Source organism: Mesobacillus sp. (assembly GCF_057785455.1).
Genome location: NZ_JBYNSB010000046.1, coordinates 45,992 through 71,306, shown reverse-complemented (window position 1 = coordinate 71,306; position 25,315 = coordinate 45,992). Strand labels below are relative to the sequence as shown.

Sequence of the window (25,315 nt, the reverse complement as noted above, 5' to 3'; positions counted from 1 at the left end):
AAGTTATTGTGCTTGATAAGTTTTCCTTATGCTAAAAGTAGTTATATTATTAAATGCAGGAAAAACGCTTTTTTATCAAGATAAACAAGGCAGCTTCCATAGTTAATTATGACTTGAAAGTTATTTTACTAAAATGATTTTTAGGATTGTCCAGTTCATACCGGGGAAAAATATGGCCATTGGAGGTGAGATAAATGGCGAAAAGAAAAGCAAATCATGTCATCCCTGGTGCCAATGCAGCAAAAGCCCAGGGGCAGGGTGCGGGATTTAATGAGGAAATGGCAAATGAACCACTGACAGAAATGGAAAAGCAGAATAATAAAAAACGGAAGAAAAATCAATAAAGTAAAAAAGCGGAAGGCTTCCCTTCCGCTTAGATTCTATTCCATATTTACTTCATTAACAATGCTTCTCAAATCCTGCTGAAATCTTTCGAGCTGGGCTCTTTGGTGTTCAGAGGCATTTTCAAGTGCATTTTCAATTTGCTGGAAAGCCTCATTTACTTCATTCTTCAAATGCTTTAGCTGATGTCCATAGCTGGCGCTGTCACGAACGATCTCGGCGTAGAGCCCCTGTGCATCTTCAAATCCCTGCTGTGCAGCCTGAAAGGATTGTTGTTTATCTTTATGATAAGGCATGTGAATTTCCTCCTGATGTAATCAATTTATACCGTTAAATTGCACAGTTCTGCTGAAATTATTCAGTATAAATTCGCTTGAAAATCTAAAGCTAAAATCAGGAGGGATGAGCCAATGAACAAAAACGATTCCAAGGATATGCGAAAAAATGCACCAAAGGGTGACCAGGACAGCCAGCCGGCTCCTTTAAGCGGTTCTAAGAAGGTTAAAAACCGCAACCATACCCGCCAGAAGCACAACTCAGGACATGATTTTTAAAAGATGAAAGGCTGCCAATTGGCAGCCTTTCTTTAAAAGCTCTTATCTTAGCAATAAAAGTGCATTCATAATGAGGGGTTCCTCTTCATCAGAAACCGTCCGCAGATCAAAATAGACTTCTTCCTGCTGAATGCGGGCAATAATTGGCGGTGTTGTTTCAGTTCGAAGCTTTCTTGCAATGACTTCAGCGTCCAGCGTATCATGCTTTACCGTTACAATGAAGGCTGGCAGAAGAACTTCTGGCATCGTCCCGCCCCCAACCTGGCTGGTGCCTTTGATAACATGTGCTTTGAAAGCCGGATCCAGCTCATTTAATTTGTTGGCGAATTGTTCTGCCCTTTGCTGGAGTTTTTTTAACGGAACAAGCAAATCCCTGATAGTTGGAATGTTGTTTCTTCCCTTCTCCCCTTTAAAATAATCGAGCAATGTTCCTTCCAGTGCTGCCAGGGTCATCTTATCAACCCTTACAACCCTTGCAAGCTGATGCTTTTTAAGTCGGGAGATTAACTCTTTTTTTCCGGCAATGATGCCAGCTTGGGGACCTCCGAGAAGCTTGTCTCCACTAAAGGATACAATGTCCGCTCCCATTTTCAGTACATCGCTGACCACTGGTTCCTCCCCAATTCCGTGCTGTTTGAAATCGTACAGTACACCGCTGCCGAGATCTTCATAAAAGACCAGCTCGTCATGCTTGGAAGAAAGTTCTGCGAGATCTTTAGTTTCAACTGTTTTGGTAAATCCCATGATTTTAAAGTTGCTTGTATGAACCTTTAGAATCATTGCAGTATTTTCTGTGATCGCATCCTGGTAGTCATGCAGATGCGTTTTATTGGTAGTACCAACTTCAACAAGTTTTGCCCCGCTCTCCTCCATGATGGAAGAGATTCTGAAAGATCCTCCTATTTCAACCAGCTGGCCGCGGGAAACAATCACTTCCTGGTCTTTTGCCAGCGCACTCAGGATTAAGAACACAGCCGCTGCATTGTTATTGACAACCATTGCTGCTTCTGCCCCGGTAACTTCCTTTATAAGGGCTTCTACATGGCTGTGCCGGGATCCGCGCTCTCCCTCCTGGAGCTTATATTCCAGATTGGAATAATTCCTGGCAGTTTCTACAACATGATGAATGGCATTGTCACTCAGCCTCGCCCTGCCAAGATTGGTATGCAGGATTGTCCCGGCGGCATTTATCACTGGTTTCAGCGTGTATTCCAGCTGTTTTACCAAAGCTTCCTCTACAAAATTGAATAATTCATCAATGAACAATCTTGAGCCAGGTTCATGGCCTGCCCAGCTTTCTTCTATAATTTGTTCTCTGATTTTGGTAAGTATTTGTTTTGTAATGTCAGTTAAGTGATTCTCGTCAATGCCATTCTGCCCTACAAGCTCATGAAAACGCTGATCCTTCTGCAGTTCATGGACTGCAGGCAGCAGTCTTAATAAGTGTTTCATCCCGATGACCCCCACTAAAAACTCATTCGTCAATTATATCATTCTTAGCCTGATGAGAGTTTTTCAATCCTGTGAAATCAGTGAGAAGTCCCACATGCATCACCGCGTCAACGCGCCGGGGGTCTGACCCCCGGCACGGTGACGCGGTAAAGAAATAGCCTGGCGGTTGCCAGGCTTAGTTTGCTGCTTCCATTTGTTTGATGATTTCATCGGTATCTGGAAAAACTCCAGTATCAAGTTTGGAATATAACAATTTGTCATTTACTGTTACTTCAAATGCCCCTTTGGATGCTGGCACTAGTTCCATCTTTTCGATCTGGCTGCGAAAATGTGTGAATAGCTCTTCCGCGAAACTCGCGGCTTTGGGTGCATAGTTTCATTGCATGCAAAACTTAACAGTAATCTGATATGTATTCATATGTTCAACCCCCTGTACGCTGCTTCTTATGTTTTTACTGTCATTTTAGTGTAAACTTGATCTCGATGCAAATAATAGAAGCTCAAGGATGATTTTGAAATTAAGAAAGAGTATACTTCAAGTTGAGGTGATAATCGTTGAGTGAACATGAAAAAATCCGTCTGACTTCTCTATCAACAAAAGCTGGCTGAGGCTGCAAAATCAGTCCAGAGGACTTGACGCAAGTTTTGCGTCTATTACCAGTGCAGGAGCCAGTTCCCGAGCTGCTTGTCGGCCATGAGACTTCCGATGATGCAGGCGTATACAAATTAACCGAAGATATCGCTCTGATCCAGACAATAGATTATTTTACTCCTATAGTTGATGATCCTTATATGTTTGGCCAGATTGCCGCGGCCAATGCATTAAGTGACGTTTATGCCATGGGAGGAGAACCGAAAACTGTCCTGAATATTGTCGGATATCCGGTTAAAAAGCTCGGACCTGATTTGCTGGCTGAAATTCTTCGCGGTGCCAGTGATAAAGTAAAGGAAGCTGGTGCGGTTACCGTTGGGGGACATTCAATTGATGACCAGGAACCGAAATTCGGATTATCAGTCACAGGTCTAGCACATCCAGATCGTATTTGGAAAAATGTTGGGGCAAAACCAGGAGATGTACTGGTAATCTCTAAGCCAATCGGAGTGGGAATCATGACCACGGGCATTAAGAGAAGCGCAGTCACGCCACAACAGGAAGAGGAAGTCACCGAAACAATGGCTCTCCTCAATAAATCGGCAGCTGAAGCTCTGAAAAACTTCCACCCGCATGCTGTGACAGATGTAACAGGCTTTGGCCTGCTCGGACATGGAAGCGAAATAGCCCGGGGAAGCGAAGTGAGTTTTGAAATTAATCTTTCCCAGGTACCTGTTTTGGACGGTACCTACGAGCTGGCAGCAAAAGGTGTTGTGCCAGGCGGCTCAAAATCGAATCATAAATGGCTGGAAGAAGATGTGGCGTATCAGGAAATATCGCTGGAGGAACAGTTTGTCCTCTGTGATGCGATCACTTCCGGCGGGTTGCTTGTCTCACTTCCTGAACAGGAAGCAGCTGATTATGTGGAAGCGCTGAAAAAACATGGTTTGAAGCATGCGGCAATAATTGGCAGGGTTACTGACAAGAAGGACAAACTGATTTATGTAAAAAGGTGAAATCATATGATTTCACCTTTTTGTTTTATAATGGGTTTGTTTGGAGCTTATTCCGAAGCTTCTCAAGCATGTCCGCTGTCATGCTGGAAAGATCATATTTCGCCTTGAATCCCCACTCCTTGACAGCTGCAGAAGCGTCAATTGAATTTGGCCAGCTGTCAGCAATCGCCTGGCGCACTGGGTCCACTTCGTAAGAAAGCTCGAAACCAGGAATATGCTTTTTGATTTCAGCGGCTATCTCTCCAGGGGCAAAGCTCATCGCAGTTACATTAAATGCGTTTCGGTGAATCAGCTTCGAAGGATCTGCTTCCATCAGATTAACGATCGCATCCAATGCATCGGGCATATACATCATATCCATGTATGTTCCTTCACCAATGTATGAGCTATACTTGCCATTTTTAATTGCTTCGTAATAAATTTCGACAGCATAGTCAGTCGTTCCTCCCCCTGGAGGAGCTACATAAGATATTAAGCCCGGGAATCTCACGCCCCTTGTATCAACTCCAAAACGATGGAAATAATAGTCGGCCAGCAATTCGCCGGCAACCTTATTGACTCCGTACATCGTTGTTGGTCGCTGGATAGTGTCCTGAGGAGTATTATCCTTTGGTGTACTTGGTCCAAATGCTCCAATTGAGCTAGGCGTAAAGAATTGGCAGTTAAGCTCCCTTGCTGTTTCAAGCGCGTTCATCAGGCCGCCCATATTCAGATTCCAGGCAAACTGGGGTTTGGCTTCTGCCGTAGCAGATAATAATGCTGCCATGTGCATGATCGTATCAACCTGATATTTCTCCGCAATTTGAGCCATTGATTTGGCGTCCATGACGTCCAGGATTTCAAAAGGTCCATTTGTTGCCGCTTCTGAATCGGTTTTTCTGATATCTGTTGCAATTACATTGTCTTGGCCGTAAATAGAACGCAGCTTGCCAGTCAGTTCTGATCCGATTTGGCCGAGTGCGCCAGTGATTAAAATCTTTTTCATTCTATGTACCCCTTCCGGTCCGGTTGATCCCCAAAAAAGACCTGCCTGCTTTGATAGATGCTGGCAGGTCCTTTCATTGTTTTTCATCATGTATTTAAAACTGTTTGATACTTGGTTGGCGGGGGCATGTAAACACGTTGTTTATTATCAAGTTTCCATGCAGCCATCAGTCGACGGAATAATTCCCTCGAACCATCAATTCCATAAGTTATATTAAATGATTCCGAGTTCTTTCCCTACTTTTTCATAGATGGAGATCGCTTTATCAAGCATTTCCTTCGTGTGTGCAGCTGAAGGCATATTTCTGACACGGCCAGTCCCGCTTGGAACAGTCGGGAAAACGATTGATTTTGCATACACGCCTTCTTCATTCAAGCGCCTGCTGAATTCCTGGGTTTTTACTTCATCGCCAATAATACATGGTGTAATCGGAGTTTCGGAATACCCAATATCGAATCCAAGCTTTTTCAGCCCTTCCTTAAGATAATTAGCGTTTTCCCAGAGTTTTTCATTTAACTCTGTGCTATCTGTAAGAATTTCAATGGCTTTTATGCTTGCAGCGACATCTGCCGGTGTAAGAGAAGTCGAGAATAGGAATGGGCGGCTTCTTACTTTCAGCCAGTCGATGAGTTTTTGTGAGCCGGCAACATAGCCGCCAACAACTCCAATCGCCTTTGACAATGTACCGATTTGGAAATCTACTTTATCTGAAAGGCCGAAATGCTTAACCGTTCCAGCACCATCGCCGAGAACACCTGATCCATGAGCATCATCTACATAAGTAATAAGGTCGAATTCTTCTGCGATTTTAACAATTTCAGGAAGTTTCGCTATATCGCCATCCATTGAGAAGACCCCATCAGTGATGACCATAATTTTATTGTACTGACCAGATTCTTTTGCTTCCTTTGCTTTGGCGCGCAGATCCTCCATATCGGAATGGTTGAAGCGGATGATTTTTGCACGTGATAATCGGCAGCCATCGATAATTGAAGCATGGTTCAATTCGTCGGAAAGGATCGCATCATTTTTATCCATTACCGCAGAAATTGCCGCCATATTGCACATAAAGCCGGATTGATAGGCAATCGCTGCTTCTGTTTTCTTAAACTCGGCCAATTTTTCTTCCAGCTCAACATGAATCTTTAAAGTCCCATTGATTGTACGAACAGCTCCTGCCCCTACTCCATATGTATCAAGCGCTTCTGTAGCTGCTTTTTTCAGTCTGTCATCAGTTGCCAGGCCGAGATAATTATTAGATGAGAGATTTATTAGTTCCCTCCCGTTAATGCTAATGACCGGCCCATTTGGGCTTTCCAAAGGATCAATCACATTATAGAGGCCTTTCCCCTTTAAATCCTCCAGGTTTTCATTTAGAAACAATTCCAAGCCTTTGCTGGACATCGAAAATCCCCTTTCTGCCGCAAGATGGGCATGTAATTATATTTGATACAACTGTCTTTTTGGAGAGGACATACAAATGATTCCTGCCTCCATACATAATAAGCTGTTGATAAATATACTTTAACATATTTATTGTATCTGTACATCTATGAAGGACAGAAAACGCTTTCTTTTTTAAAAAATTTGCTCTGTTAAACTAGGCGGTTGATTTTCGTTCCAGGCGCCACTTTCCTCGGGGCGAGCGGTGAGCCTGCTCGTCGCTTTGCTCCTGCGGGGTAAAATGGCCCCTTCTTTTCGGGCCATTTCTACCTAGGTCTCTCCTGCCAGCTTCATCCAGAAGGAGTCTTCGCGCCTTCCACTTTAATCAACAGGGTTTAAAAATCAACACTCAGCATTAACAGAGCCTTAAACTTAAAGAAACGGTATTAGTTTTCCCTCTTTAATGAAGAATTCTCGAAAAAAAGCATTATTTTAAGAATTCCCGGTTTCATTCAAAAGATTAGGGTAAAGAAAAGTGAGCCAGTCTGCAAGCTAGCAGGTTGATGGCTGGGAAATGGATCATCCAGTTTCATTCTACATACTGAAAAATCCTTCCTTATTCATAAAAATAGAGACGAAAAGTTGGTGGCTGACTAGATGAAGTATCCCTTACATGTAACATCAGAAATCGGAGAGTTAAAAACTGTTGTTCTGCACAGGCCTGGAAAGGAAGTTGAGAATCTTACGCCAAAATATCTTGAAAGGCTTCTTTTCGATGATATCCCATACCTCCCCGCTGTCCAGAAGGAGCATGACTATTTTGCTGATGTTTTAAGAAATCGAGGCGTTGAGGTATTGTATTTGGAGAAGCTGATGACCGAAGCGATAGATTCAGATGAACTTCGGAATGAGTTTATTGAACAGCTGCTTAGCGAGAGCCGGAGAAACTTGAATGGCTCCCGGCAATCAGTTGAAGAATATCTGCAATCTTTTTCAACTGAAGAGATGATTCGCAAGGTCATGTCAGGAGTACTCAAATCTGAAATCAATCCTGAGAAAAAGATTCATTTGCACGAGCTTATGGATGACTACTATCCCTTTTTCCTGGATCCAATGCCTAATTTATATTTTACACGCGACCCTGCTGCTGTAATTGGGAATGGCATTTCTGTGAATAAGATGTGTGAAGGTGCAAGAAAGAGAGAATCTCTGTTCATGGACTTTATCATCAAACACCATTCAAGGTTTTCAGGCTTCGATATTCCTCATTGGTATGAACGGGACGAGTATTACCCTATTGAGGGCGGGGATGAACTTGTTTTAAGTGAGGAGGTCATTGCGATTGGTGTCAGTGCCCGTACTTCTGCACAGGCAATAGAAAAATTGGCGAAGCGGATTTTTTCAAGAAATGGAACCATAAAGAAAGTAGTAGCCGTGGAGATTCCCAAATTAAGAGCCTATATGCATCTGGATACAGTTTTTACGATGGTTGACCATGAAAAGTTTACTGTTCACCATGGGATCATGGGCCCGAATGGTAGAATGAAGATATATATACTGGAAAAAAGCGATAATCCGGAAAAACTGTCCATTAAAGAACGCAGTAATCTTTCAGAAACCCTGAAGGAGGTGCTTAAACTTCAGGAGCTGGTGATGATTCCTTGTGGAGGCGGACATGAAATTGCGGCTGCACGAGAACAATGGAATGACGGTTCCAATACACTGGCCATTGCCCCAGGTGTAGTGGTCACCTATGACCGAAACTATGTATCAAATGACCTTTTAAGGCAAAATGGTGTTGAAGTTATCGAAATCCCAAGCTCCGAATTATCTCGGGGCCGGGGTGGTCCGCGCTGCATGAGCATGCCTATTTACCGGGAAGATTTATAACAGAAAAAGCAGTCCTAGGACTGCTTTTTTATGCTGTTCAATTTGAAGCGAGAAAGCTTTCCAATTCGTGTCTCAGCTGATCTGCGCCTTCGCGGCTAAGGACTACCTTTCCGCCAGCGAGCAATAAATTTTCGCTGCTGATGGTACCGGTTATCATGCATGTTAACTCATGCTGATATTTTTTCAGGATGATCATATCCTCATCCACAAAAATCTCCAATGGATCATACTCACTTATACCGAGCTTTTTCCTTAATTCCATTGGGATGACGATCCTGCCTAGCTGGTCCGTTTTCCGGACAATTCCTGTCGCTTTCATCATTGCATCCTCCCCTGTCGCATATTTGTGGGATGTGGATGTCTAGTCTGCGGTTCATTTCTTGCCCAAATAAATTATATCAAATCGTCCGCGTATTTTATATTCCAAAATTGGCATTTTTGTTAAAATTTGAAAACTGAGTTGCTTTCCTTTGACTCTTTACTTATATACTTATTTATCGGCTGGTACACAACAATTTGCCGTCTGAGCCCCAATAAGATTAAAAGAATCACTGCTGAAATAATGGTTGAAAGCCATGGAGTCATACCTTGAGCAGCTGGCTGCTCTTTGAATAAAAATAGACCTCCTCCAACCTGTTGCGATACACCGAAAAACAGGCCGTATAGAACATTTAAACCAAAGTGGATTCCTGTATTAACCCAAATCGAATTGGCCTTAAAGAAAGCGTAGGTTAAACTCAAGCCCAATATAAATGAGAAAATCGTATTCTGCAAACTAAATCCAGCATTCCAGATATCATCGAAGGTATAGATAAGTACTGAGAGGAGAAAAATGTATGGCGCGGGAATCTTGCCCTTAAGCCCATTGATAACATATCCCCTAACAATCATGTCGTTAATCAGCGATCCGATCCCGAAACCAATAAGGACAACGACTAAATTGGCTGCAGAATCCATAAAAGGAATAAACCCAATAAATTGATACTTTCCAAAATAAAAATAAAGACCGAACAATACTGACCATGAAATAAAACCAATAGAAAAACCCAATGTCAAGTTTCGCAGCCATCCTTTAAAAAAGATGACCCCATAAAAGTCAAGGCCTTTATTTGTTAGCTTTTGTGCTACAAGGTAGGCTATTGGAAAAAAGAACAGCAAATGGAAAAAGCGCAAGATATCGTTATGTGGCAGTATTGTTGGAAGAAAATTAAAGTAAATATTCAGGACAAAGAAACCAATCAATGATAGAAACAGTTTTTTATTAAATGAAAAATATTTCAATTATGTACCCCCTTATTTAAATTAGGTGTGAAATCCTTAAAAAAAAGCAACCCAACAGATGGATTGCTTTCTATGATTAATATGCTTTTGCCCAGAGGACCATTGTGTCGGCATCATTGCCGCAGCATACACATTTGTCGCTGACTTTTTCCTGTTCAAATGGAATACAGCGAGATGTTGCTGTCGTTTCTTCTTTTATTTTATCTTCACATGCCCTGTCTCCGCACCACATTGCTTTAATGAAGCCTGTTTCTTTTTCAAGAATAGACTTGAACTGTCCTAAGTTCAGTGCAGCAGTTGTTTTCTCCTCGCGGTGGGCTTTTGCCTTATTATATAAATTCCGCTGGATGTCATCGAGCAGTTCTGGAAGTTTCGTTTCTAATTCTGAAAGGGGAACGAAGATTTTCTCACCAGTATCCCGCCTCGCCAGAACCACTTGCCCTTTTTCAATATCCTTTGGACCTGCTTCCAGTCTTACAGGGATGCCCTTCATTTCATATTCATTGAACTTCCAGCCAGGCTTCTTATCGCTGGCATCGATTCCAACGCGTGCCACAGCTGAGAGCTTATTCTTCAAATCATAGGCAAAGTCAAGCACACCTTCCTTGTGCTGTGCAATTGGCACAATCATTACCTGTGTAGGTGCGGCTTTCGGCGGAATGACAAGGCCGCGGTCATCACCATGGACCATGATCATCGCTCCAATCACCCTTGTTGTGAATCCCCATGATGTTTGCTGGACATATTGGAGCTGGCCATCCTTATCTGTGAATTGAATGCCAAATGCTTTTGCGAAACCGTCCCCAAGATGGTGGGATGTTCCGGTTTGAAGTGCTTTTCCGTCATGCATTAGGCTTTCGATTGTATAAGTAAGCTTTGCTCCTGCAAATTTCTCTTTATCTGTTTTCTGGCCCTGTACAACTGGAATTGCGAGGATGTTTTCACAAACATCCGCATAGACTTTAAGCATTTTCACAGTTTCTTCGAGTGCTTCCTCATCCGTTGCATGGCAAGTATGCCCTTCCTGCCACAGGAACTCAAGGGTTCTCAGGAAGGGTCTCGTAGTCTTCTCCCACCTCACCACATTCGCCCATTGATTATATAGTTTAGGAAGATCACGATAAGAGTGGATGATATTTTTGTAATGCTCGCAAAAAAGCACTTCTGATGTTGGTCTTACTACTAAACGCTCTGCCAGTTCCTCAGAACCTCCATGCGTTACCCATGCAACCTCAGGTGCGAAACCCTCGATATGATCCTTTTCCTTTTGCAGCAGGCTTTCAGGGATAAAAAGCGGCATGTAGACATTTTCATGGCCTGTTTCTTTAATGCGTGAATCCAGCTCATTCTTGATATTGTCCCAAAGCGAATAGCCGTATGGGCGAATAATCATGGACCCCCTGACACTTGAATAATCAATTAAGTCAGCCTTGGTAACGACATCGGTGTACCATTGGGCAAAATCGTCATCCATCGATGTAATTTCTTTTACAAATTCCTTAGCCATACTTGCACCCCATTCTAAAAATTTCTCTTCATTGAACGTTTCGTCCGGAAACGCAAAAAAGCCCTGATCCCAAAAGGGGCCAAGGCCTGGCGGTACCACCCTAATTCAAAAAGCTAAAAGTGCTTTTTACTCGAAATGATAACGGAAATGATCCGCCGAGATCTTCAAAATATCCGATCCGGACTCAGAGGCAGGTTCAAATGGCGGCCAATAGGAGCCTTGCAGCTGGCAGCTCCCTCTCTGGAAAAGGCGTATCCAATTTACTGATCCTCGTCAACGTTTGTGTATGTATTGTTTTAGAGATTATAAATAGAAAAGAAAAAGATGTCAATTTTTATTTTTAAATTCATATTTTTTATAGATGTAGAATTTTTCTGTAAGATACCCTGCACCAAGCCCGATGATAATTGGCAGAAGCGACCTCGATTCTGATGTGAAACCTTCTGCTGATTCACTATGGTACTGATGGAAAATCAATAAATTAATCTTAAAAACATAGCCAATTAAATATAATAACCCTGTAACAAGGGCAAAGGTACCGATACCAATCATATAACGGTTAAGCCTCAAAAGAAATCATCCATTCTGTAAATGTAAGTATCTTCCTTTAAGTATAGTAAAATACTTAATGATGCTCAACCATTAATGTCTAAATTCATAAAAGGAGAGCTAAGAATGAAAAATGAAGTGATAATTACAGCCGCAGGGACTTTTGTAGGGCTGATTTTGATGATTTGTAGTGGCAGCTGGGGACAATCACTGGCTGACTCGTGGCTTATGGCAAATGGCGGCCAGGCAGAAACGAATACGTATTTAATGAAACGTGAAACTTTTTATAATCTATTTTTCACTATTGGTACCATCTTGTTTGCCGGTGGAATATTATTTTCAATTTTACTGTATTTCTTCCAAATGGTTATAAATAGAAGATGATGAAAGCACGCACCCGAATGCGTGTTTTTTTATGTATGAAACTAATCCTTCACCCGAACTGTACTTATATTTTTGCATAAACCATAGAGGAATTAGTAAGCTTGAAATCGGCTCTATTGGTGCCCTTTTTTCCTCGTTCAGGAATTTTTGGTCACCACTCGGCTTCATTGGTGACAATCGGACCCATTATTTGAAGAAAAATAGTAATTCTCTTTCTGCAAAACCTTTGTTCTTGAAATCTGGGTTTACTATTTCTGCCTCCCTATAAAAAGCTAGTCTTACGGTGCAGATTTTAGTATGATTAAGAAATGTGAATGCTAAGAAAATGACTGAAAAAATAGATTGAAGCGAGGATTTTTATCATGAGTTTATTGAATGTAGAAAATTTAAGCCATACATTTGGCGACCGTACCCTTTTTAAGGATGTCTCCTTCCGGCTTTTAGCTGAGGATCATGTTGGATTGGTTGGTGCGAATGGAGTCGGAAAATCAACTTTAATGAATATCATTACAGGGCAGCTTATCCACGATTCCGGAAAAGTTGAATGGACACCAGGTGTGGAGTATGGCTATCTCGATCAGCATACGGTTTTGACACCAGGAAAGACGATTCGCGATGTGCTGCGAGATGCCTTCCTCCCTCTTTTTAAGAAGGAAGAGGAATTGAATGAAGTGACAGGCAAGATGGCCGATGCCTCTCCTGAAGAGCTTGAAGTCTTGCTTGAGAAAATGGCTGAGATTCAGGATGCGCTGGATGCCGGCGGTTTTTATTCCCTTGATATAGAGGTGGAAGACGCTGGGCGCGGACTTGGCCTTGATGCGATCGGCCTGGACCGGGATGTTGCGGCTTTAAGCGGCGGGCAGCGTACTAAAGTATTGCTTGCCAAACTATTGCTGGAAAAACCAAAGGTTCTCCTGCTGGATGAGCCAACAAACTATCTTGATGTGGAGCATATCCAGTGGCTGACAAAGTACCTTAAGGAATATCCTTATGCTTTCATTTTGATTTCCCACGATACTGAATTCATGAACCAGGTTTCCAATGTTATTTTCCAGCTGGAATTCTCAAAGCTGACCCGCTACACAGCGACGTACGAAAAATTCCTGGAGCTTGCCGAAATCAACAAGAATCAGCATCTCAATGCTTATGAAAAGCAGCAGGAATTCATCAAGAAGCAGGAAGACTTTATTGCGAAAAACAAGGCGCGTTATTCAACGACTGGCCGTGCCAAGAGCCGCCAAAAGCAGCTTGACCGCATGGAGCGGATCGACCGTCCTGAAACAGCGCTTAAGCCAACCTTTGAATTTAAGGAATCGCGGGCGAGCAGCCGTTATGTTTTTGAGGGCACAGATTTTGAGATTGGCTACACCCATCCGCTGCTGCCTAAATTGTCAGTTACCATCGAGCGCGGAGAAAAGATTGCAATTGTCGGCATGAATGGTGTTGGTAAATCAACTTTATTGAAAACGATGCTAGGCAAGATCCCTGCCTTGAGCGGAAAAATCGAACGCGGTGACTTCCTCTTCCCTTCCTATTTTGAACAGGAAGTAAAAGCTGCCAATATTACTCCAATCGAGGATGTCTGGAACGAATTCCCAAGCATGGATCAGCATCAGGTGCGGGCAGCTCTTGCCAGAAGCGGTCTGAAGAATGAACATATCTCCAGGCCATTGAATCAGCTAAGCGGTGGCGAGCAGGCAAAAGTCCGTCTTACTAAGCTCCTCATGCACGAGAGTAATTGGCTTCTGTTTGACGAACCGACCAACCACCTCGATATCACGGCGAAAGCAGAACTGAAACGCGCGCTGAAAGCATATAAAGGAACAATTGTCCTTGTAAGCCACGAACCTGATTTTTATGAAGATTGGGTAACGAAGGTCTGGAATGTTGAAGAATGGGCTGAGAAAATGTAAAAAAATGCATTCACCCCCGCTGGATTTGCCAGCGGGGGTGAACTATTTATTTCTGCACATTTTCAGAAAAACAAATAAAAAAATAAAACTCCTGCTAGAAGGATGTCATCTATTCCAACTAATGAATCACTTTCCAACCAAATATTTCGGAAAACTATTGAGTTATTCCAAGGTTATTGATAAATTTTATAAAGGTTATAAAATTTATTTATAGAAGGTGATGTCTTGTGAAAAAAGTCATAATGTTAATTAGTGTCCTATTCCTTTTCGCCCTGGCTGGCTGTTCAGGAGAAAATGAAGATAAAGGACAATCTCAATCAAAGCCTGAAACGATCAAAATCGGTGCGATTCCCGATCAGAATGCTGCTGACCTGAATCGGAGCATGGAAGACTTTGCAAAGGACCTGGGAGAAAAAACAGGCCTTAAGGTTGAATATGTTCCTTCTGTGGATTACTCAGCTCTAGTAACAGCGTTTGAACGCGGAGATATTCATCTTGCATGGTTCGGTGGACTTACTGGAGTACAGGCCAGGAGCTTGGTTCCGGAAGCTGAAGCATTCGCTCAGAGGCCAATTGATGAAAAGTTCAAATCTGTTTTCATTGCCAAAAAAGATTCTGAGGTTAATAAGCTGGAAGATTTAAAAGGCAAATCTTTTACATTCGGAAGCGAAAGTTCTACTTCTGGCCACTTAATGCCACGTTATTTCCTGATGGAAGCTGGTATTAACCCAGACAAGGATCTTGATGGCGCACCGAATTACTCAGGCTCACACGATAAAACCTACAAGCTGGTCGAATCGGGTGCTTTCGAGGCTGGGGCGTTGAATATTTCTGTATGGGAAGCTGCTGTTAAAGAAGGCAAGGTCGATGAATCAAAGGTAAAGGTGTTTTACACTACCCCTGAGTATTATGATTATAACTGGACGCTGAACAAGATGGATAAGGATACAAAGGAAAAAATTAAGGAAGCTATTCTTTCCATGAAAGCTGAAGATAACGAAATCATGAAACTTCTTCAAACTGACAGCTTTATCGAAACAAAGAATGACAATTATAAAGCAATCGAAAAGGTTGCCAAGGAACTAAAGATCATCAAGTAGGTGGAATGCATGCCTGTAGAGGAAATCATAAAATTTCAAGATATAACAAAGACCTACGAGCGGAAGATAGCCTTATCTTCCCTTTCTTTTAATGTAGAAAAAGGTGAACGGATTGCTTTGATTGGCCCGAGCGGCGCTGGTAAAACGACTCTCCTGAACATTCTCGCTTCCACTCTCTTTCCTGACAGCGGAACAATGAATATTAAGGGCCAGCCTTCCTCTGCTTTGAAGGACCAAAAAACAAGAGCAAAAGTTATAGGAATCATCCGACAGCAGTTTGACCTGGTTGGCGAGCTGCCAGTAATCCATAATGTATTGGCTGGAAGACTTGCTGACTGGGGAATTGTGAAATCTTTAATTTCCCTCCTGGTTCCGCAGGAAAAACACCATGCTATTAATGCTATAAAACGTGTTGGCCTGGAGGATAAGCTATATGAAAGAACATCTTCCCTGTCAGGCGGCGAGCAGCAGCGTGTCGCACTTGCCCGCCTGATTGTACAGAAGCCCGAAATCGTATTGGCGGATGAACCGGTAGCTTCTCTGGATCCGGCTCGTGCAGAGGATATACTCGAGCTTATGGTCCATATAGCCCGGGAAGAAAGTCAAACTCTTATTGCCAGCTTGCATTCAGTCGAATATGCAAAAAAATATTTTGACAGACTGATTGCCTTGAAGGAAGGAAAATTATTCTTTGACCTTCCATCAAAAGAAGTTACTGGCGAGCGCATCTCCAGCTTATACAAGCTAAAGGAGAATGCTTGATATGGAGAAGAGCTGGCTTTCGTTTGATCTTCATAAGAGAAAGGTTCTCACCCTCCTCCTTTCCTTGTTCTTTATTTGGAGTTTATTTTCAATAGACTGGAACGAAGAATTAATCCATAGTGGCGGATTGGCAACTGCTGGACAAATATTTTTAGCGCTTTTTCAGCCGGATTTATCAAGTGACATCCTTCTCCTCGCAATTGAATCAAGCTGGACTACCCTTTCCTACGCGGCTGCAGGCATGAGTCTGGCGTTAATAATCGCCTTCTGTTTTGGAATCCCGGCCTCTGGCATTTTAAGCGGAAATTCTAAAACAAGAACATTCACCAAGGCTTTCTTCCGTGGCCAGCTTGGATTTATGAGAGCTATCCATGAGCTGGTATGGGCATGGCTTTTTGTTGCTTCAATCGGCCTGTCGCCATTCGCGGCAATATTTGCACTGGCGATTCCATATGGAGGTATTCTTGGCCGGATTTTCGCTGAGATGCTGGAGGATATTCCGCAAGAGCCGATAAAAGCACTTGAGGCCGCTGGTGCAACAAAATTGCAAACCTTATGGTATGGCTATCTTCCAATGGTGAGAGCCAGCATAACCAGCTATGCTATGTATCGATTTGAATGCGCGGTCAGGTCATCGGCAATCATGAGTTTTGTCGGGATTGGCGGACTGGGTTACCAGATCCAGCTGAGCCTTGATGACCTGCAATACAATGAGGTCTGGACGTTCATGTTCTTTTTAATTCTGCTTGTGATCATCATTGATTCCTGGAGCAATCAATTGAGAAAGAGGCTGGTACAATGAAAGCACGCAAAAAGAGAAGGCTCACATTTGTATCTGCCTCCGTCTACGTCCTATTTCTCCTTGCTGCAGTTTCATGGGTATCCATCTTTACATTGGAAAATGCCAGTATAAGAGCTTTGTTTACAGAACAAAATGCTGCATATGCAAGTAAATTTTTTAAGGGGCTTTTTGGAATAGGTGAAGAACGGCCTGCTTTCATGAGCATGGAAAGCTGGAAAAATGCGCTTGCTCTCACTTTCGATACGTTAATAATGAGTATAATGGCTACAGGGTTTGCGACCATTGCTGCTCTCCTTACCGTAGTGCCTGCTGCAAGGAATGTGGCGGATGGATCGCTGACGCTGGATAAAAAATGGCATGGCCGGATTTCCTTTGCCGTGATCAGGGGAGTTTATGTTTTTTCCCGTGCAGTCCCTGAACTTGTATGGGCAATGATCATTATTTTTATTTTCAAGCCGGGGCTTCTGCCAGGAGCGATCGCTCTCGCACTTCATAATTTCGGTATTCTTGGAAAGCTTTGCGCAGAGGTCATTGAGGATCTGGATGCACGGCCTGTGAGGAATTTGGCATCTAGCGGTGCAGGCAGAGTCCAGCTTTTGTTTTACGGTGTACTGCCCTCTGCCCTTCCCCGTTTTTTAACATATATCCTTTACCGTTGGGAAGTGATCATGCGTACGACGATTGTCGTGGGTTTTGTCGGTGCCGGCGGGCTCGGGCAGCAATTTAAGCTTAGCATGAGCTTTTTCCATTATACCGATTTGTCACTCCTTTTAATTTGCTATCTAATATTGGTATTCGCCGCTGATTATATCTCGGAAAAATCAAGATACTTTATTAAGTGAATGGACATATAGATTAAGATAAAAAATCCGGCCAATTAACGGGCCGGATTTTTTGTTCTATAGGAGATCGATGCGATTAAGACCGTTCTCCAAAAAATACTTCTCATAACGTGCTTTTAGCTGGAAAAGCCGGTTTATTTTCTCTTCAATACTGGCATTAATATCAATCTCCCTTTTCAGGTCGATGGTAGCGAGCTTATGGGTAAGCTGGTCCCAGAAGACATCTTCCTCATACTCATCAATGATTGATTCGACAGTTTCCTTCAGAGAATCTGAAAGATAATAATACTCTTCTTCTTTATCGTAGTAAATTTGGTCACCTGCTTCGAAATCTCGGGCCAGGGCAAATATATATTGCTCGAGATCCTCAGCTTTGCCAACCAGGTCCTGGTCGGCTTCTGTCAGGCCAAGCGGCCAGTTTCCGAGCTGCAGCAATTTTACCAGTGTCAAATATTGTTCCTTTGAAAGTTCAATCCTCATTTGAACCTCCCCCTTCATATGCTTGTTTCATATATATGTTGGATGTAATAAGGATTTTCCTTTTATTATACTTATTTCTTGACAAATCAAAAAGTCTAATTATTCTGCTATTAAAATTGTACATTGTCATAATGGAGATTATAGGTTTTAGATAAATTCAGATGTTCCGTTCATGGTGCAAGTGTTGACTGCAAAATCGGTTTGCGCTGTGAGAACGATAAGTAAGCGCTGCACTATTCCTATAAAATAAAAACGGCAAGCTCAAATCGGCTTGCCGCTAAGATTAGTTTCAGTTGTTTATATTAATTGCTTTCCCTAACAGCTGGATGTCTTTATAGATTTCATCCTTCAGCTTTTCATCCTCGCATTGTGAGTACTCATCAAACAAACGCCCAAGTTCTTTTATAAAAATCAGATTCTCCTCGACTGCAATCATACAGAGACCCCTTTACACAGAAGATGACCATTGGCTTTAGCTGTGAATCTTTTTCTGTTGACCAGAATATTTACCCGTTAGAAATCAAATGAAACTAGTATTCCTTAAATTACTATATGAACATGGTGTCCAACTTATGACAAGAATTAGCTTGTTTACTGAACAGGCATTTGAGGAAGTAATAAGGAGATACATATTAAATACAGGGGGTATGTGCATGTGGGTACAAAAACCATTCTTTAAATATGCAACTGGAATTATTCTCGTTCTGCTTATCATTTTTTTATTTGGTAAAATTGATTATTTTGTCTGGCCTCTGCAGAATTTCATCATTGCAATTTTCTTTCCCGTTTTAATCTCTGGCCTCATTTACTATATTTTAAGAAAGCCTGTACGCTGGCTGGCTCAATTCATGCCTAAGGTTATCAGTATCCTTATTGTCTTTCTCACGGCAGCAGGTATTTTTTCCGTCTTCTTCTATTTTGCCGGTTCCATGATGGGGGGGCAAATTAGTAACCTTACTGAAAACTTCCCTCAAAAAATCGAAGAGATTACAAAGGAATCTGAAAAAGTCATGAAGGAAAACAAGGTTGAGGTTGTCAATGCACAGGAATTAAAACAAAAAGCCCTAAATTATTTAAGCGAGATATCAAGGAGCCTGGGTGAAAATGTCATGACGATTTTTTCTTTTGTCACTAGTGTGGCTACTGTGCTAGTCGTTGTACCGTTCCTTGTCTTTTTCTTTTTAAAAGATGAAGAAAAGCTCCGACCTTATATAATAAAATTAATTCCCATCGAACATGAACAGGAAGGAAATAAAATTTTAAAAGATATAGACAAAACTCTTTTCACTTATGTTACTGGCCAGTTCCTCATAGCCCTTGCTGATGGCATTCTTACGTATATAGGCTATAAGATAATTGGATTGGATTACGCGCTTCTGCTCGCGATTTTCACTATGGCTTTTACTGTCGTTCCATTTCTGGGACCGATTATTGGTGTTATTCCTGCCTTATTCGTTGCATTGGCAGCCAGTCCAATGATGATGGTAAAGGTACTAATTGTCCTTATTGCAGTCCAGCAGCTTGAAGGCAATCTGGTCACGCCGCAGGTGATGGGCAAGAAGCTGAATATCCACCCGATTACGGTCATCCTTCTTCTGATCGCAGCAGGATCGATCTATGGCTTCATAGGCATCCTGATTGCGATACCGCTCTATTCCGTGGTAAAAATCATCATAAAGGATGTCTGGAAATTTTATAGACTGCGCCAAAAGAAAAATATCATTGACCCTGACATCCAGGGTTAGGTGCATACAGAAAAGCATCGGTGCAGACCGATGCTTTTCTTATTGCTATTGGCCGGAACATAGCTGCCCGAGGTAAAGATGAACGGGGTTCTCTCATTAATTATTTATATAACGTTCATAAACAAAACCGAAGTCTTTTACATTGTATTTTTTCCGCGAATTCATCAGCCAATTGAACGCCATTTCATTCAGGTCCCTGAAATCATTTACGACGCTATCTTCCTTTGTGGCGATGCGGCTGAGTGTAGTAGCAGCCAAATTCAGGCTTTGCTGTGCATATTCCATCGAGAATTCGTTTTCTCTTGTGATTTCAGCAATGCGAATCAAGGCTTTATATAAATCTTTTAATTCCTCAATATGCTTTTTATGTACATCGATTGAAAATGGAGTTGAACCGATGACGAATTTTATTTCGACATCCAGGTCTACTGTCCCGGCTGTTTCAAGATGGACATTCGTAATTTTATGTTCACTAAAGCTATAACGGTGCAGCGTGCGCTTTTTGCTGATTGCACTTGTTCCATCCAAATGGATTAATGCTTTGTTGGTAAAGCAATATTCATCTGTTTTGGATTTGATCAAAAAGTATATTTTCTCATTATCTTCATGCATGACATAATCATCAGCATCCACCTTATCATAGTCAGCTGGGCTGATTACACTGCCTACATCGCTAAGGCCAAGCACATCTGATGCTACTCTTTTAAACATTTGAATTCATCCCTTCGTTCAAGATTGGTACTTTTATATATTAACATAAAGTGGAAAAATTCATCTGTTAATATATTCACTGGTATAATTTTGGCATCGCATACCCTCTCGTAAAACTCGATTGGTCCTGCTTGACCGATTATCGCATACTCATATCCGAGGATAGCCATTTCACTTAAACTCCTATATAACAATTCTTTTCCAACTGAGTGTAATCGGGTGTCTTTTGAAGTACCCATTGGACCAAATACTCCCTTCTTATTTCTCACGATATCATAACAGGCAAAACCGATAATAATGCCTCTATCCTCAGCAATAAATATGGGGAGATTATCTCTTATTCTGAGCTTATCTATATGCTCCAGCCAGCGTTCGCCGAATTCAACTCTAATAAACTCTCTTACACTGCTTAAGTCAGAGGAAGCCGCTCTTCTAATTGAATTCTGGTAACCACAAAAGTCGGATGAAGTGAATCTTTTCAAATCTACAATTAAATCTCTGGGTAAACAGGCGATATTCATAATGCCTTTTACAACATCTCTATTCAAAACTTCAATTAATTGCTCATCTGTCATAAAGATACTTTGAAGAATATGTCCTTCATTTATCAGTACCTGGTTGTATGTTTCCTTCTTTTCGTTGGCTTTGGCAAAAACGAGGACAGCTGATTTTGATAACTTCAAGTTTTTGTATATTGTAATTGGTTCATCTATCTTTGTTCTATACATACTTAGGATGTAATTTGCGTATTCCGGTCCTACTTTCTTATGCATATATAAATGCAGTTCTCCGCATACCCCAGTTGCTTCCTGACAGGCAGCAACAAATAAATGATGTGGATAAATAATTTCTTCTTTGCTAAATTGTGAAGCCAATTCGATAATCCTTTTCATTCTATTGGTAAATGGGTATTCATATCTGTGCATAATCTCCACCTATTTATTCACCTTATGTTAATCAAAACTAATGCCTTGTCATAGATTCTAAGAATTTCCACAAAATATGCGTTAATCCTGCCTGGATTAACGCACCTATACTAAGCTCCTAAAAATTTTAATGAATTTTTACTGGTTATTATCTTTCTGCCTCAAAGTCAAACAAATTGGCAAGCTTGATTAACTCCTCCGCATCCCCCTGTTTCTTTTCTGTTATTCCGGAGTTTGACATATAATATACGTATTTTTCTGTAATGATGAACAGCTGAGCTGAACCGTATTCTGTAGTTGGCTCATATAGAATGCCGCGTTTGCCAGCAATATTTATTTCCTTGATTACCCTTCCATAAAGAGGAGAGCTTGGCAAAAAGTTTGCAGCCATCTTTTCTGCGGATTTCATATCATTCGTCGTATAGTGAACGGAAATGAACCTGCCTTGGGAAGTAGTCGGGTAAAAGGCATGAGTAAAAATTTTCTTCTTTTTTCCGGTATTTTCAACAGAAACGGCCAGGATTGGTTCCCCAGTTATTGTTTCAATATCGTTGTAGGCATCCATTGGATAAACCACGGTTTCCATACCTTTATCCGTTAAAACAGGTGTTTCTTTTCCATTTATCATTTCCATGGTATAAAGCTTCTCGCTATTGGTTCCAAGAGGGCTATTAAAAAATTGAGAAGTGCTGCCTGAGAGACTTATAACCAGAAAAAGAAACGCAAACGCAACACCAACGGTTGCAACATACCCTAACATTTTTAAACTATGGGACCTTAGTTGCTCATTACGCATCTGTCTATCCAATTTTTTTCGCACACCATTGGACTTTTCAATATTCCACTCCATATCAAATTCTAATTTCTGAAGAGCACGATCAAAGGTTTTTTGTTCACTTTGTATGTTCATACAAACTCGGCTCCTTTAATAATTTTTTCTCCAAAGATATCATCCCTCGATGCAAAAGGGATTTTACCTTGCTCTCCGAACAGTTTAGTATCTCTGCTGTTTCACTTGTAGAAAAGCCCTTAATCTTCCGAAGGATAATGACTTCCCGGTGTGATTGCTTAAGCGAGCTTAATGCCTGATGAATTTCCCTGGAACTCTCTTTTACAGTGACAACATTTTCCGGATCGAGCTTGTCATCAATTTGCGGGTGAAACCATTCTTTAAAGAATTGGATCGGCTTTTGCTTTCGTATGTAGTCCACGGTCACGTTATGTGCAATACTGAATAACCAAGTTTTCTCACTCGATTTGTGATTGAAGGTATGAAATTTTTTATAGGCTTTGAAAAAGGTTTCCTGGGTTAAATCCTCTGCCTGCTGATAATCTTTCGTCAGCATCCATATAAACTTAAAGATTGTCTGATGGTACTGATCGTACCATTCATGAATCTCCTCTTCCCGATAATCGTCCATTGAAATACTCCCCTTGTGAATAAACTTAAATCTTAGACGTAATTAGATTCAAAAGGTTTTGTTTTAGTTATAAAATTTTTAATAGTATTGAAGAAATTATTTTTAGATTGGCTCATTTAAAGCTTAATGTTGTTTTTAACTCCTGTTGATTGTAGTGGAAGGCGCGCAGACTCCTTCGGGATGAAGCGGGCAGGTGAGACCCCGGAAGAAATGGTCCGAAAGAAGGGACCATTTTTCCCCGCAGGAGCAAAGCGACGAGGAGGCTCAGCGCACGCCCCGAGGAAAGCGAAGCGCCTGGAACGAAAATCAACAGCCTTGTTAAACAGAGCCTTTGGGTTAAAAAGGAGCTGCTCTGGCAACTCCTTCGATAAAAAAGCTGTTAATGGTAATCTTAGAATAAAGGTTATTATGAGACTTTTAAGAAAAAATTATATCCAAGTAATCTCCATGACCTCTTATAAGCTGAATCTCACTCTTTGACGATAGCCAAAAAAATTTGAAGAGTAATCCTTCCTCTAAGGCTCCGCCCGTTGGATAATGTACCCACTCATCTCTCTCTTCTGAAACATTTATCTGATAAAAAAACCTATGATGTAAGGCTCCATCATCATAGATCCAATAATCCTCAGCAAGCAGCCCCTTGAGATTGAAATCTTTCAATCCTGTTTCTTCCTTAATTTCTCTAAGTACGGCAGTCGTTGGATCTTCACCCAATTCCACTGTTCCTTTGGGAATTTGAATACCTGCTTCAGGATTAGGATGCTGAAAAACCAAAACTTGAACTTTATCATTTTTAATTCTTGTTACATATCCATAAGCTTTTCTGACCATTTCCAAGTGACTCAATCTCCTCTTGGTCGAGCATAGTTCATGTAAAATAACCGCTTACTCACTACTGGTTAAATACTTTTACTTACATAATAGTCAAGAGTTCATTATTGAAAGGAAATTTACCCTGTCTCACTTGCTCCTTTAATCTTTTCAAGGCATATATGGTCCGTTTTTTTAATTCAATTGGATAATCGTATATGATACTATTTTCTTCAAATTCATCTTCATCAACTAATGTCCATTCTTTATTCTCGTCTTGGATATAATCTAAATCTAAGTCAATAAAGCGTATGTGGCCATTGCTAAATACGGAAGGCATGGCTACATTGCAATATGCAGATATGACTTTCCCATTTTCAACTTCAATGGCAGCGGTGAACCACTCTTTCAAAGAAAAATATTCCAATGAGGTATTATTAATTGTGAAGACATTGTTTTTTGTATGATGAATCAATTTCCGGCCAGGCTTACACAGGACAAGTAAAAACTCAGGGGCATGTAGCAGCAGCTCGCCTTCCCACTCGTAATGAGGGATGTTAGGGTATTTAAGTGCTGAAATTTTAACTACTTTATTCATTATAATCTCCTAAAATTACTATCTAGTATTTACTATTTCTTCCTCTTAACCTGGATCCCCTTCTTTCATGATTATAGAAGTGGTATTAATAAGAATTTCATTTTGCTTATCTTATTTTAGTTCGGTGATAAATTATGGGGTATTTGAGTTCCAATTTTAAAACTACTTTACACTCTTGTATTTTTATGAGGCCCCTCTCAAGACAATTCAAACATATATATCCTACTTGAAATGTTATGATGGGTTCTCTCAAGACAATCCGATCACGTTATTTCTTTTTGAATTGTTGTGATGGCTCTTATCAAGACAACTCGCCCCTAGTTTTGCCATTTGAATTGTTATGATGACCCCTCCTAAGACAATTCGACCACGTTATTTCTTTTTGAATTGTTATAATGGCCCCTCCCAAGACAACTCGCCCTCATTTTTTCCTTTTGAATTGTTATAATGGCCCCTCTCAAGACAATTTGACCGCGTTTTTTCCTTTTGGAATGTTATGAGGTTCCCTCTTAAGACAATTCAAACACCGTTCCCCTATCTAAATTGTTATAACAGCAAATTCCAATTGCGCGAACCGCCATCAAAATGTAACCTACTCTATTTACTGGATTTAAAACTGGAATAAAAAATAGCATATGAATTCATACGCCATTTTTTTAGTGATAATACTTTAATTTTCTTTTAAGACAATAGCTTGCCTTCTTCCTGCTTGCTGCTTATTTGAGCGTCAATCATCTGATCAAGCCTGATGATGCTGTCCCTCGCCCGCTCCTGGCTGATTTTCCGGTAATGGTGGTTTCCGCCTTCCTCCTCGTCTTTTTCATCTGCCCATTTCACTACCTGCTGCAGAGGTGTACGGACAATATCGTTGGAGGGCAAAAAGGAATCGGTATGGAAAAGGATTGCAAGTGAAGTGGCTTTCGCCTTTACGGGGTTTTCGCCAAGCCGAATCAACAGCTTATGCGCTCTTTCTGCTCCTTTTATCGGATGGATATCGTTTTTTCGATATAAATCATAATCCCATTTGCCGTTTTTGTACCAGGTGAAATGGCCAATGTCATGCAGGAAACCTGCTTTTGCAGCGATATCAACATCTACGTTTTGCTCCTTCGCAAGGTGGAAGGCGTGATATGCTACTGCGATTGCGTGGGCCATGCCAGAACGCTTTACATATTTTTGGGCTATATGGTGTTCAAATATATCTAAAAGTGTCACGTCCCTCATTACATTACCTCCTTGACTGAAGTCATACCCGTATTTTAATGAATGT

General features: G+C 41.3%; 28 protein-coding genes, 1 pseudogene and 1 other annotated feature. Of the genes and pseudogenes, 11 read left to right on the top strand and 18 right to left on the bottom strand.

The annotated features are described in order from the left end of the window. Positions 1-194: 194 nt before the first annotated feature. Positions 195-344, top strand: coding sequence for a small acid-soluble spore protein SspO (gene sspO / locus AC3EBE_RS18565; protein ID WP_207499285.1), 150 nt, complete (start codon positions 195-197; stop codon positions 342-344). 36 nt (positions 345-380) lie between these two features. Here the strand turns inward: sspO and AC3EBE_RS18560 are convergent, their stop codons facing one another. Continuing rightward, positions 381-638, bottom strand: coding sequence for a hypothetical protein (locus AC3EBE_RS18560; protein WP_488596518.1), 258 nt, complete (start codon positions 636-638; stop codon positions 381-383). Between the two features lie 114 nt (positions 639-752). Between AC3EBE_RS18560 and AC3EBE_RS18555 the strand changes: the two genes are divergently transcribed. Further along, positions 753-896 carry a small acid-soluble spore protein P gene (locus AC3EBE_RS18555; RefSeq protein WP_207499287.1) on the top strand — a complete coding sequence of 48 codons (144 nt, stop codon included), beginning with the start codon at positions 753-755 and terminating at the stop codon, positions 894-896. Positions 897-938: 42 nt separating this feature from the next. On the opposite strand, the gene selA is transcribed toward AC3EBE_RS18555, so the two are convergent. Further along, entirely contained in the window at positions 939-2,348 is a 1,410-nt protein-coding gene (selA, locus tag AC3EBE_RS18550) for an L-seryl-tRNA(Sec) selenium transferase (RefSeq protein ID WP_488596517.1), read from the bottom strand. Positions 2,349-2,523: 175 nt separating this feature from the next. After that, positions 2,524-2,712 (bottom strand): annotated as a pseudogene (locus AC3EBE_RS18545) (Rdx family protein); the annotation flags it as partial. 191 nt (positions 2,713-2,903) lie between these two features. On the opposite strand from AC3EBE_RS18545, the gene selD reads away from it, so the two are divergent. Continuing rightward, a complete protein-coding gene (gene selD / locus AC3EBE_RS18540; RefSeq protein ID WP_488596516.1) occupies positions 2,904-3,956 on the top strand; it encodes a selenide, water dikinase SelD in 1,053 nt (350 codons plus the stop codon). Between the two features lie 25 nt (positions 3,957-3,981). On the opposite strand, the gene AC3EBE_RS18535 is transcribed toward selD, so the two are convergent. Further along, on the bottom strand, positions 3,982-4,941 hold the full coding sequence (locus AC3EBE_RS18535) for an L-threonine 3-dehydrogenase (RefSeq protein WP_488596515.1): 960 nt from the start codon (positions 4,939-4,941) through the stop codon (positions 3,982-3,984). 213 nt (positions 4,942-5,154) lie between these two features. Next, positions 5,155-6,345 carry a glycine C-acetyltransferase gene (locus AC3EBE_RS18530; RefSeq protein WP_488596514.1) on the bottom strand — a complete coding sequence of 397 codons (1,191 nt, stop codon included), beginning with the start codon at positions 6,343-6,345 and terminating at the stop codon, positions 5,155-5,157. Between the two features lie 636 nt (positions 6,346-6,981). Here AC3EBE_RS18530 and arcA point away from each other — a divergent pair. Beyond that, positions 6,982-8,214, top strand: a complete 1,233-nt coding sequence (gene arcA, locus AC3EBE_RS18525; protein ID WP_488596513.1) for an arginine deiminase — start codon at positions 6,982-6,984, stop codon at positions 8,212-8,214. Positions 8,215-8,251: 37 nt separating this feature from the next. On the opposite strand, the gene AC3EBE_RS18520 is transcribed toward arcA, so the two are convergent. The 4 genes from AC3EBE_RS18520 to AC3EBE_RS18505 all read right to left on the bottom strand — a co-directional run bounded on the left by AC3EBE_RS18520 (position 8,252) and on the right by AC3EBE_RS18505 (position 11,572). Further along, on the bottom strand, positions 8,252-8,533 hold the full coding sequence (locus AC3EBE_RS18520) for an AbrB/MazE/SpoVT family DNA-binding domain-containing protein (RefSeq protein ID WP_488596531.1): 282 nt from the start codon (positions 8,531-8,533) through the stop codon (positions 8,252-8,254). Between the two features lie 122 nt (positions 8,534-8,655). Then, a complete protein-coding gene (locus AC3EBE_RS18515; RefSeq protein ID WP_488596512.1) occupies positions 8,656-9,495 on the bottom strand; it encodes a CPBP family intramembrane glutamic endopeptidase in 840 nt (279 codons plus the stop codon). Between the two features lie 76 nt (positions 9,496-9,571). Continuing rightward, positions 9,572-11,002, bottom strand: a complete 1,431-nt coding sequence (proS, locus tag AC3EBE_RS18510) for a proline--tRNA ligase (protein WP_488596511.1) — start codon at positions 11,000-11,002, stop codon at positions 9,572-9,574. Positions 11,003-11,073: 71 nt separating this feature from the next. After that, positions 11,074-11,288 (bottom strand) — a binding site (T-box leader). A 41-nt stretch (positions 11,289-11,329) separates the two neighbouring features. After that, positions 11,330-11,572, bottom strand: coding sequence for a hypothetical protein (locus tag AC3EBE_RS18505; RefSeq protein ID WP_488596510.1), 243 nt, complete (start codon positions 11,570-11,572; stop codon positions 11,330-11,332). Between the two features lie 105 nt (positions 11,573-11,677). On the opposite strand from AC3EBE_RS18505, the gene AC3EBE_RS18500 reads away from it, so the two are divergent. From AC3EBE_RS18500 to AC3EBE_RS18475, 6 genes are all read left to right on the top strand, one after another. Next, a complete protein-coding gene (locus AC3EBE_RS18500; protein ID WP_488596509.1) occupies positions 11,678-11,935 on the top strand; it encodes a hypothetical protein in 258 nt (85 codons plus the stop codon). A 362-nt stretch (positions 11,936-12,297) separates the two neighbouring features. Next, positions 12,298-13,848, top strand: a complete 1,551-nt coding sequence (locus tag AC3EBE_RS18495; RefSeq protein ID WP_488596508.1) for an ABC-F family ATP-binding cassette domain-containing protein — start codon at positions 12,298-12,300, stop codon at positions 13,846-13,848. Between the two features lie 227 nt (positions 13,849-14,075). Continuing rightward, positions 14,076-14,948: a putative selenate ABC transporter substrate-binding protein gene (locus AC3EBE_RS18490; RefSeq protein WP_488596507.1), complete on the top strand. Its 873-nt coding sequence runs from the start codon at positions 14,076-14,078 to the stop codon at positions 14,946-14,948. Positions 14,949-14,957: 9 nt separating this feature from the next. Continuing rightward, complete coding sequence (locus AC3EBE_RS18485; protein ID WP_488596506.1) at positions 14,958-15,710, top strand: phosphonate ABC transporter ATP-binding protein; 753 nt, start codon at positions 14,958-14,960, stop codon at positions 15,708-15,710. Position 15,711: 1 nt separating this feature from the next. Further along, positions 15,712-16,512 carry a PhnE/PtxC family ABC transporter permease gene (locus AC3EBE_RS18480; protein ID WP_488596505.1) on the top strand — a complete coding sequence of 267 codons (801 nt, stop codon included), beginning with the start codon at positions 15,712-15,714 and terminating at the stop codon, positions 16,510-16,512. Next, complete coding sequence (locus tag AC3EBE_RS18475) at positions 16,509-17,354, top strand: PhnE/PtxC family ABC transporter permease (protein WP_488596504.1); 846 nt, start codon at positions 16,509-16,511, stop codon at positions 17,352-17,354. The genes AC3EBE_RS18480 and AC3EBE_RS18475 overlap by 4 nt, the downstream gene beginning before the upstream one ends. A 57-nt stretch (positions 17,355-17,411) precedes the next feature. Here AC3EBE_RS18475 and AC3EBE_RS18470 read toward each other — a convergent pair whose 3' ends face one another. Further along, the gene (locus AC3EBE_RS18470) at positions 17,412-17,834 is read right to left on the bottom strand and encodes a hypothetical protein (RefSeq protein ID WP_488596503.1); all 423 of its coding nucleotides are present in this window, start codon (positions 17,832-17,834) and stop codon (positions 17,412-17,414) included. Between the two features lie 289 nt (positions 17,835-18,123). Continuing rightward, a complete protein-coding gene (locus tag AC3EBE_RS18465; protein ID WP_488596502.1) occupies positions 18,124-18,270 on the bottom strand; it encodes a hypothetical protein in 147 nt (48 codons plus the stop codon). Positions 18,271-18,487: 217 nt separating this feature from the next. On the opposite strand from AC3EBE_RS18465, the gene AC3EBE_RS18460 reads away from it, so the two are divergent. Then, a complete protein-coding gene (locus tag AC3EBE_RS18460) occupies positions 18,488-19,579 on the top strand; it encodes an AI-2E family transporter (protein WP_488596501.1) in 1,092 nt (363 codons plus the stop codon). A 96-nt stretch (positions 19,580-19,675) separates the two neighbouring features. On the opposite strand, the gene AC3EBE_RS18455 is transcribed toward AC3EBE_RS18460, so the two are convergent. The 7 genes from AC3EBE_RS18455 to AC3EBE_RS18425 all read right to left on the bottom strand — a co-directional run bounded on the left by AC3EBE_RS18455 (position 19,676) and on the right by AC3EBE_RS18425 (position 25,269). Then, a complete protein-coding gene (locus AC3EBE_RS18455) occupies positions 19,676-20,290 on the bottom strand; it encodes a PH domain-containing protein (protein WP_488596500.1) in 615 nt (204 codons plus the stop codon). After that, on the bottom strand, positions 20,275-21,216 hold the full coding sequence (locus AC3EBE_RS18450; RefSeq protein ID WP_488596499.1) for a GNAT family N-acetyltransferase: 942 nt from the start codon (positions 21,214-21,216) through the stop codon (positions 20,275-20,277). The genes AC3EBE_RS18455 and AC3EBE_RS18450 overlap by 16 nt, the downstream gene beginning before the upstream one ends. A 148-nt stretch (positions 21,217-21,364) precedes the next feature. After that, positions 21,365-22,126: a hypothetical protein gene (locus AC3EBE_RS18445; protein WP_488596498.1), complete on the bottom strand. Its 762-nt coding sequence runs from the start codon at positions 22,124-22,126 to the stop codon at positions 21,365-21,367. Then, positions 22,110-22,637: an RNA polymerase sigma factor gene (locus tag AC3EBE_RS18440; protein ID WP_488596497.1), complete on the bottom strand. Its 528-nt coding sequence runs from the start codon at positions 22,635-22,637 to the stop codon at positions 22,110-22,112. The genes AC3EBE_RS18445 and AC3EBE_RS18440 overlap by 17 nt, the downstream gene beginning before the upstream one ends. Before the next feature lie 417 nt (positions 22,638-23,054). After that, on the bottom strand, positions 23,055-23,468 hold the full coding sequence (locus AC3EBE_RS18435; protein WP_488596530.1) for an NUDIX hydrolase: 414 nt from the start codon (positions 23,466-23,468) through the stop codon (positions 23,055-23,057). A gap of 82 nt (positions 23,469-23,550) precedes the next feature. Next, entirely contained in the window at positions 23,551-24,045 is a 495-nt protein-coding gene (locus AC3EBE_RS18430; RefSeq protein WP_488596496.1) for a DUF402 domain-containing protein, read from the bottom strand. Positions 24,046-24,726: 681 nt separating this feature from the next. Further along, positions 24,727-25,269 carry an HD domain-containing protein gene (locus AC3EBE_RS18425; RefSeq protein ID WP_488596495.1) on the bottom strand — a complete coding sequence of 181 codons (543 nt, stop codon included), beginning with the start codon at positions 25,267-25,269 and terminating at the stop codon, positions 24,727-24,729. Between the last annotated feature and the right edge of the window lie 46 nt (positions 25,270-25,315).